Source organism: Buttiauxella sp., from assembly GCF_049686335.1.
Taxonomy (GTDB): domain Bacteria; phylum Pseudomonadota; class Gammaproteobacteria; order Enterobacterales; family Enterobacteriaceae; genus Buttiauxella.
Genome location: NZ_JBAVHX010000034.1, coordinates 182,445 through 190,839, shown reverse-complemented (window position 1 = coordinate 190,839; position 8,395 = coordinate 182,445). Strand labels below are relative to the sequence as shown.

Sequence of the window (8,395 nt, the reverse complement as noted above, 5' to 3'; positions counted from 1 at the left end):
CTGTTCGCCGTGGCCGGTGTGAATACCGGTCAGTAAACCTGCTGAGCTGTACCGGTAGTCGCGGTTCAGGGCCGGATAGTTTGCGCTGACGGACTGTTGTGCCAGCTGCCCGCGGGCGGTGTAGCGGAGGGCAGACTGCCACGCACCGAACTGGCGGGTGGTTTCCCGGTGCAGGCGGTCACGGGTCAGTTCGAGCAGGTGTTCATCGCCCAGTTTCACCCCCAGCAGATGGCCCGGACCGTAGGTCTGCCAGCGGATTTCCGGCAGGCCGTCGCAGGTGACGGCCGACTCAAAACCGCGAGGGTCGTACTCCCGGCTGACGCTGTGCTGCCAGAGCTTTTCCCCCTGCGCATTGTGAATAATCTGGTGCTCTGCCGTCACGCGGCCGTTGCGGTTGTACTGCCACCGCACGCTGACCAGGTGGTTTTCACTGCGGTGGGCCATTTCACTGAGGCGTCCGGCCTCGTCATGGCTGATGAGCATTTCATCGGGCGTGCCGTCGGGCAGCGGCGGGCGCTCACGGCGGATGAGCCTGCCGTTGTCGTCATAGTGCCAGCGGGTGACCAGCCCGGCGTCTTCGCTGCGCACCAGCTGACCGCCCTGGCTGTACTGATAAAGATGCTCGCGCCCGTCAAACCCGGTTTCGTGCACCAGGCGGTCCATCACGTCATAGCGGAACTGTGTGCGTGCATCGTTTTCATTTATCAGACTGATAATCCGGTCAGCGGCGTCAAATTCTGCCTGGCGGGTGAGTCCACCGGCGGTCTGCGCCACCGGATTACCCCGCGCGTCGTATCGCTGAGTGGTCTGGCTGCCGTCGGGCGCAGTAATAAGGATGACATCCCCGGCGTCATTGTACTGGCGGGTGGTGCGGGCGCCGGTGTTGTCTTCGCGGGCCGTCACTCGCCCGCGGGCGTCGTATGCGTAACGGGTGGTGAGACCTTCTTCCCCCATCACCTCCGTGACCTGGCCGTCGCGGTTATAGCGGTACTGCGTTTTGTAACCGGAGCAGTCGGTGCGGGAGATGAGCAGACCGTGCTCATTCCACTCCAGCTGCTGGCGTCCCCCCGCCGCATCTTCGGTTGCGGATGGGTGTGCGCTTTTCTCATCCGTATAATGCCAGCGGCGGGTGTGGCCCATGGCATCGGTTTGCGCCGTCATTCGCCCGACGTTGTCATATTCCCGGGCTGTGCGACTGCCGTCGGGGGCGGTGCTGCTGATGAGCTGATTCCGGGCGTTGTAATCAAAGCGGCTGACGGCGCCGTCCGGGTGCCAGATGGCCAGCAGGTTGCCGCTCACCACATCTGGCTGGTAGTCGGTTTTACGCCCGGCGGTATCGGTCTGGCTGACTAACCGTCCGTGACCGTCAAATTCGCTGGAGATTTCACTGCCGTCAGGCTGTCCGAGTTTTACCACCCGCTTCAGACCTTTTTCGCCGGCCAGATGGTAAACCGTCACACGCCCGAGGCTGTCGGTGACCACGGTTTTGTGGTCGGTGTAGAGAAAGTGGTAACTCAGCCCGCCGGGGTTGGTCTGGGAAATCACCCGCAGCGTGTCATCATACACATAGCGGCTGGCAGGACGTCCGGTGTGCTGATGGGCGGTCATCAGGCCGGCGTGTTGCAGATGCCACTCAAAATCACGCACTTTCACCCCCGCCCGGTCATACACCGCCGCCAGCTCACCGCGCGGGCTGTACTCATAACGGGCCAGCGGCGCGGACGGCAGTTCTGGAAATCCCGTATCGCGCGCCAGCCAGACCGCCGCCAGGCGGATACCCGCATCCGGCAGAGTGACCAGCTCAAGCCGGAACCGGCGACCGGCGCTGTCGGTCACACCCGTCACCTGGCCGGCAAACTCGCCGTCGGCGTCGCGCTGATAACGCAGGGTGTTTCCGAAGCGGTCCACCAGACCGGAGAGCACGCGGAACGGCGGCAGCGGGCGCGGCAGCACGTCTTCCGGCTTAACCGGGAGCTGAAATGCTTCCAGTATCCACCACGGCCCGGTGGCGTCATTTGCGACAAAATAGGTATGCGGGCTGAGACGTACATCAGAGGGCAGGGCCTGCCATAGCGAGCACAGGCGATGATTATCCGGTTGCCTGTCCACCCCGCCGCGGGCGAGCCAGAGTTTTTCGGTCGGGCTGTACGCAATCGCCCCCGGTGCCAGCACATCGAAATGAATACTGCGCCCGCCGTTGTCATTGAGGATCAGTTCATCAGCACGGAGCTGCAGACGGATATCCATCGCCGACTGCCAGCCGGGGCCGAAGGTTCCGACCGGCGGCGGCGTCCCGGTGCGGTAGCTGGTGTAACTGCGGGTGAGGACAAACGGCAGCGGCGCGGGCAGGGCAACATCGGTTTCGCCGGGCAGCACCTTGGCCCCGAGTACCGGGTTGACGGGGTTACCCACGGCCACGCCTCCGGGACAGACCGAACAGGCCACACCGGTGGGCGCGCCAATCATGACACCCAAAGAGCCCTGAATAACCGGGCCGCCGATTAAGGTGGCGTCACCCTGACGCGCAGCAGGCATTCCTGGCATGGTGAAATCCTTTTCATTGTGGCTGGGTTATTGATTTTCTGTATAACGTATCTGGTTATATTTGCATTATAAATCAATTGTTTATTTAGTATTGACGAACGAGTGAAAACATATCTGTGATGTATGTCATGAATAGCAATATGTGCAGATTAAGTATTCAGACATTATCTTTAATAAACCTAAATTTTGAGGGAGGAATATCTGCTTATCAGTGCACGCTATTTTTGCGAGCTTAATCGCGTTAGCATGGGATAAACTCATTACCTCAGAAAATCCTATGCCTATAAAACTGATTGCTATTGATATGGACGGCACATTGCTGCTGCCTGACCACACCATTTCTCCAGCCGTTAAAGCCGCTATCGCCAGTGCGCGCGAACGTGGTGTTAACGTTGTTTTGTGTACCGGACGCCCTTTTGCAGGTGTTGAGAGCTATCTCAAAGAGCTGCATATGGATAAGCCGAACGATTACTGCATCACCTACAACGGCGCGTTGGTGCAGAAAGCGAATGACGGCAGCACCGTGGCGCAAACTGCACTGAATTACGATGACTACCGCTTCCTTGAGCAGCTTTCCCGTGAAGTCGGTTCCCACTTCCATGCCCTGGATCGCTACACGCTTTACACCGCGAACCGCGACATTAGCTACTACACCGTTCATGAATCCTTTGTCGCCAATATCCCGCTGGTGTTCTGCGAGCCAGAAAATATGGATAAAAACGGTGCATACCTGAAAGTGATGATGATCGACGAGCCTGCGATTCTGGATAAAGCGATTACCAAAATTCCAGACGAAGTGCGTGAGCGTTATACGCTGCTGAAAAGCTCCCCATATTTCCTCGAAATCCTCGATAAGCGCGTCAATAAAGGCACTGGCGTGAAAGCGCTGGCGGAATCACTTGGCATCAAACAAGAAGAAGTGATGACGCTGGGCGATCAGGAAAACGATATTGCGATGCTTGAATATGCGGGTATCGGTGTGGCGATGGATAACGCCATCGATAAAGTGAAAGAAGTCAGTAACTTCGTCACAAAATCAAACCTTGAAGATGGCGTTGCCTACGCGATTGAGAAGTTTGTACTGAACGACCAGTAACGGTGGGATAAACACCACCAATGATTTACCCTGAGGCGTCCATCGCTTCAGGGTAAAACCATGATCAAACAACTCACCTTTGCCTCTCGTCACCACCAACTGACCAACACCCATACCTGGACACCAGATAGCCAATACCTGGTGTTTGACGTGCGTCCATCTGGTGCCTCGTTTACCAGCGAAACCATTGAGCGCGTAAATGTTCATACCGGCGAAGTGGAAGTGGTGTATCGCGCTTCACACGGTGCGCATGTGGGCGTAGTGACAGTGAATCCGCAACCGCCTGAACGTTATGTCTTTATCCACGGCCCCGAAAATCCTGATGAAACCTGGCAGTACGATTTTCATCACCGTCGCGGTGTGGTGGTTGAAAATGGCGTCGCAAGCAATCTTGATGCAATGGATATTACCCCGCCATTCACCCCCGGCGCGTTACGCGGTGGCAGCCATGTTCACGTCTGGAGCCCTGACGGTTCGCGCCTTAGCTTCACGTATAACGACCACGTCATGCATGAATACGATGCGGCGCAAGATTTGCGCAATGTGGGTATCGCACTGCCCTTTGGCCCGGTAACCCCAACCAAACAACATCCTCGTGAATATGATGGCAGCCATTATTGTCTGCTGGTCAGCCGCACGACGCCCAATCCTCAGCCTGAAAGTGACGAGATTAACCGTGCTTATGAAGAAGGTTGGGTGGGAAGTCATGGGTATCGCAAGCCTGATGGCAGCCAACAGCGCTGGGCGTTGGTGTTTATCGGTGACACACTTTCTGCCAGCGGCAATAAAGTGCCTGAGCTGTTTATCGTCGATTTGCCCGATAACAAACAGGCTTACTTCGAGGCCGGTGCTGAGCCTGTCGAAGGTACGCAAACCACATTGCCAGCGCCGCCTGCGCAAGTGCAGCAACGGCGTCTCACCTTTACCCATCAACGTCGTTATCCAGGCTTAACGTCACAGCCACGTCATTGGGTGCGCAGCTCGCCGGATGGCAGTTTGCTGGCGTTTTTGATGCGCGACGATGCGGGTGTGGTGCAAATGTTTTTGCTTTCACCGAATGGCGGGGAGCCACGTCAGTTGACCCATGGGCATCACGATATTCAGTCAGCATTTAACTGGCATCCGAATGGGCAAGCGCTGGGCTTTGTGCAGAACAATCAGATTGTTTTGGTGGATGTGAAAAACGGGGCAATCACACCGCTCACGCAGCCTGTGAGTGACGCGCCTTCAGCGGATGCTGTGGTGTTTTCGCCTGATGGAAAACACATTGCCTGGATGCAGGATGTCGGCGGATCCCGCCAACTGTTTATGACGGAAACAGGCCTGTAATTACTGAACTGGCGGGATCACAGAATTGGTGGCCAGATTCTCGCTCTCGCTAGCTTCGACTTTAGATTTCAGGGATTTGTCAGAACGGTACAAATCCCAGGGTATCAATACTGTATCTGCCACCGCCGTAAATGGCATATCGAGTGCGACAAAAGGTTTGTATCCCCAGCTTGTCTCGCTATCTGTCAGCATTTGGTAGCTTGCGCGGGTGCCAGGATACGTCCCTTCTTGCCCACCCGTATGAGTCATGACACTTGAGCATCCACTGGCTGTCAGTAATCCACTACCGAGAATGATTGTTGGAAGATAACTTTTCATCATCACTATAATTTTTTCGTCGTAAAGGGCCTGTACTGGCCTGGTCGCAGAGGTTTATATCACCCATGCAGAGAATAAAAAAACTGCACTTACTACTCTGTGGCGTTTATCGCAGATAATTCTGGTTTACTCTGCAATCAGTCTATGTGCAGACAACAGAAGCCGCAAAAAATTTACTTTTGTAGCCTTGAAAAGTGAGAAACAGGACCGATTTTATTAACGTAGTTAATTAAGAGTACGCCGTAAGGGTACTCAGTTACTGAAGCCTGTCCATGATGGAAGGCAATGTTTGATTCTCGCTGATTGTCAGGAGTATTAATTTATGCGTAATTTCGATTTATCCCCGCTTTATCGTTCTGCTATTGGTTTTGACCGTCTGTTTAACCTGCTGGAAAACAACCAAAGCCAGAGCAATGGCGGCTATCCTCCATACAATGTTGAATTGGTTGACGAAAACAACTATCGCATTGCAATTGCAGTGGCCGGTTTCGCAGAAAGCGAGCTGGAAATTACTGCCCAGGATAACCTGCTCGTTGTCAAAGGCGCGCACGCAGACTCACAACCAGAACGCACTTATCTCTATCAGGGGATTGCCGAGCGCAACTTCGAACGCAAATTCCAGTTAGCAGAAAACATCCACATCCGTGGCGCTAACCTGGTGAACGGCCTGCTGTACATCGACCTGGAACGCGTGATCCCAGAAGCGATGAAACCGCGCCGCATCGAAATCAATTAATTCTGCGGGTCGCATTAAGCGGCCCACACCAAAAACTTTACCAGACCCAGGCTTGCCGATAGGGAGCCGAAGGCTAATACCCGAGCGACTTCATGATGCAGCCAACAACCCTGCATCTTGAAGGGCGATGGGTAAAACTCGCTTCAAAGAAGGAGAATACTTATGCGTAACTACGATTTATCACCTCTGCTGCGTCAATGGATCGGTTTTGACAAAATGGCTCATGCCTTACAAACCGGCAGCGAAGGGCAGACATTCCCGCCTTACAACATTGAAAAAGGCGATGATAACCACTATCGCATCACGCTGGCGCTGGCCGGTTTCCGCCAGGAAGATCTGGAGATTGAGCTGGAAGGCACGCGTCTGCTTGTAAAAGGCACGCCGGTCAAACCAGAAAAAGAGACCACCTGGCTGCATCAAGGGTTGGTGACTCAGCCGTTTAGCCTGAGCTTCACCCTTGCGCAATACATGAAAGTATCCGGTGCGACATTTACCAACGGTCTGCTACACATCGACCTGGTACGTGAAATACCCGAAGAAGTTGCACCGAAACGCATTGCCATTAGCGAGCGTCCGGCGCTGAATAGCTAATCGCATCGACTGCCTTCAAGGCCCCATTTTATGGGGCCTTTTTTGTGCTCTGTACCCCATTAACTCCCGCCTCTCTCTGCCAGAATCCCTGATAACAATGATGTTATTCACAGGGAATTCTGCGATGAGTGAAATAGCGTTAACTGTCAGTATGTTGGCATTGGTCGCGGTGGTTGGCCTGTGGATAGGCAACATCAAAATTCGCGGCATCGGATTTGGCATTGGCGGAGTGCTATTCGGCGGTATTATCGTCGGCCACTTCGTCAATAAGGCCGGGATACACCTGAATGGTGACATGCTTCATTTCATTCAGGAATTTGGTCTGATCCTCTTCGTTTACACCATCGGGATTCAAGTCGGTCCAGGCTTCTTCTCCTCTTTACGCGTGTCCGGTTTACGCCTCAATCTCTTTGCCTTGCTTATTGTGGTGCTCGGTGGACTGGTCACAGCGATTATTCATAAAATCTTCGATGTCCCGCTTCCCGTCGTGCTGGGTGTTTTCTCCGGTGCGGTGACCAACACCCCGGCGTTGGGCGCAGGCCAGCAAATCCTGACCGACCTTGGCACCCCTGCCGAAATGGTGGATAAAATGGGGATGAGTTATGCGATGGCGTATCCGTTCGGCATTTGCGGGATCCTGATGACCATGTGGCTAACTCGCATGCTTTTTCGCGTTAACGTCGATCAAGAAGCGAAGCGCTATGATAGCAGTTCAGGGCAAAGTCACGCCCTGCTACAGACCATGAATATCTGTGTCGCCAACCCCAACCTCAACGGCTTACCGATTCAGGATGTGCCGGTTCTGAATAGCGATACCATCATTTGTTCGCGGTTGAAACGCGGAGAATTACTGATGGTTCCCGCACCCGGCACGGTGATTCAAACCGGAGACTTATTGCACCTGGTGGGGCAGGAAAAAGATCTGCATTGCGCGTTACTGGTTATCGGCCAGCAAGTGGATACCTCCCTTTCGACACGCGGAACCGACTTGCGTGTGGAACGTGTGGTGGTGACCAACGAGAAAGTTCTGGGTAAGAAAATCCGCGACCTACATCTTAAGCAGAAGTACGACGTGGTGATATCGCGCCTCAATCGTGCGGGCATTGAGCTGGTGGCAAGTAGCAATGCCAGCCTGCAATTTGGCGATATCCTCAATCTGGTGGGCCGTCCGGAATCGATAGAAGCGGTGGCGGCGGAAGTGGGCAACGCCCAGCAAAAACTCCAGCAAGTACAAATGCTGCCCGTCTTTATTGGTATTGGGCTCGGTGTTTTATTGGGTTCTATCCCGCTATTCATTCCGGGCTTCCCTGTTGCACTGCGCCTTGGGCTTGCGGGTGGGCCGCTTATCATGGCGATCATTCTTGGGCGCATTGGCAGTATTGGCACGCTGTACTGGTTTATGCCACCGAGCGCCAACCTCGCGTTGCGCGAGCTGGGGATTGTGCTGTTTCTTGCGGTGGTCGGTCTGAAATCGGGCGGGGATTTTGTCAGTACTTTGCTGCATGGCGACGGTGTCAGCTGGATTGGTTACGGCATTCTCATTACGGGCATTCCGTTGCTGGTGACAGCTCTCATCGCCAGATTGCTCGCCAAAATGAATTATCTGACGCTGTGCGGCATGCTGGCAGGTTCAATGACCGATCCGCCAGCACTGGCTTTTGCCAACGGCTTGCACGCAACCAGTGGAGCCGCGGCACTCTCATACGCCACGGTGTATCCGCTGGTGATGTTCCTGCGCATCATTACGCCGCAGCTGCTGGCAGTGCTGTTCTGGATGTGAG

Annotated in this window: 7 protein-coding genes; 5 read left to right on the top strand and 2 right to left on the bottom strand. The window is 54.6% G+C overall.

Going from position 1 to position 8,395, the window contains the following annotated elements:
• On the bottom strand, window positions 1–2,544 hold a 2,544-nt coding region (locus WBL83_RS20740; protein WP_424590896.1), incomplete at its 3' end, for a DUF6531 domain-containing protein.
• Window positions 2,545–2,821: 277 nt separating this feature from the next.
• Here WBL83_RS20740 and yidA point away from each other — a divergent pair.
• Together yidA and WBL83_RS20730 are read left to right on the top strand one after the other, a co-directional pair.
• Complete coding sequence (yidA, locus tag WBL83_RS20735) at window positions 2,822–3,640, top strand: sugar-phosphatase (protein WP_424590895.1); 819 nt, start codon at window positions 2,822–2,824, stop codon at window positions 3,638–3,640.
• A gap of 63 nt (window positions 3,641–3,703) precedes the next feature.
• A complete protein-coding gene (locus tag WBL83_RS20730; protein ID WP_424590907.1) occupies window positions 3,704–4,969 on the top strand; it encodes a DUF3748 domain-containing protein in 1,266 nt (421 codons plus the stop codon).
• Here WBL83_RS20730 and WBL83_RS20725 read toward each other — a convergent pair whose 3' ends face one another.
• A complete protein-coding gene (locus tag WBL83_RS20725; protein ID WP_424590894.1) occupies window positions 4,970–5,290 on the bottom strand; it encodes a YceK/YidQ family lipoprotein in 321 nt (106 codons plus the stop codon).
• Window positions 5,291–5,609: 319 nt separating this feature from the next.
• On the opposite strand from WBL83_RS20725, the gene ibpA reads away from it, so the two are divergent.
• The 3 genes from ibpA to WBL83_RS20710 all read left to right on the top strand — a co-directional run bounded on the left by ibpA (window position 5,610) and on the right by WBL83_RS20710 (window position 8,394).
• Window positions 5,610–6,023, top strand: coding sequence for a small heat shock chaperone IbpA (gene ibpA, locus WBL83_RS20720; RefSeq protein WP_424590893.1), 414 nt, complete (start codon window positions 5,610–5,612; stop codon window positions 6,021–6,023).
• Between the two features lie 162 nt (window positions 6,024–6,185).
• Window positions 6,186–6,614, top strand: a complete 429-nt coding sequence (gene ibpB, locus WBL83_RS20715; RefSeq protein WP_424590892.1) for a small heat shock chaperone IbpB — start codon at window positions 6,186–6,188, stop codon at window positions 6,612–6,614.
• A gap of 124 nt (window positions 6,615–6,738) precedes the next feature.
• Window positions 6,739–8,394, top strand: a complete 1,656-nt coding sequence (locus WBL83_RS20710) for a putative transporter (protein ID WP_424590891.1) — start codon at window positions 6,739–6,741, stop codon at window positions 8,392–8,394.
• The last annotated feature ends 1 nt before the right edge of the window (window position 8,395 follow it).

Excerpts from the sequence above, each read along its gene's own strand:
- yidA (WP_424590895.1), top strand. The coding sequence starts at position 2,822 with ATGCCTATAAAACTGATTGCTATTGATATGGACGGCACATTGCTGCTG.
- WBL83_RS20725 (WP_424590894.1), bottom strand. The coding sequence starts at position 5,290 with ATGATGAAAAGTTATCTTCCAACAATCATTCTCGGTAGTGGATTACTG.
- ibpA (WP_424590893.1), top strand. The coding sequence starts at position 5,610 with ATGCGTAATTTCGATTTATCCCCGCTTTATCGTTCTGCTATTGGTTTT.
- ibpB (WP_424590892.1), top strand. The coding sequence starts at position 6,186 with ATGCGTAACTACGATTTATCACCTCTGCTGCGTCAATGGATCGGTTTT.
- WBL83_RS20710 (WP_424590891.1), top strand. The coding sequence starts at position 6,739 with ATGAGTGAAATAGCGTTAACTGTCAGTATGTTGGCATTGGTCGCGGTG.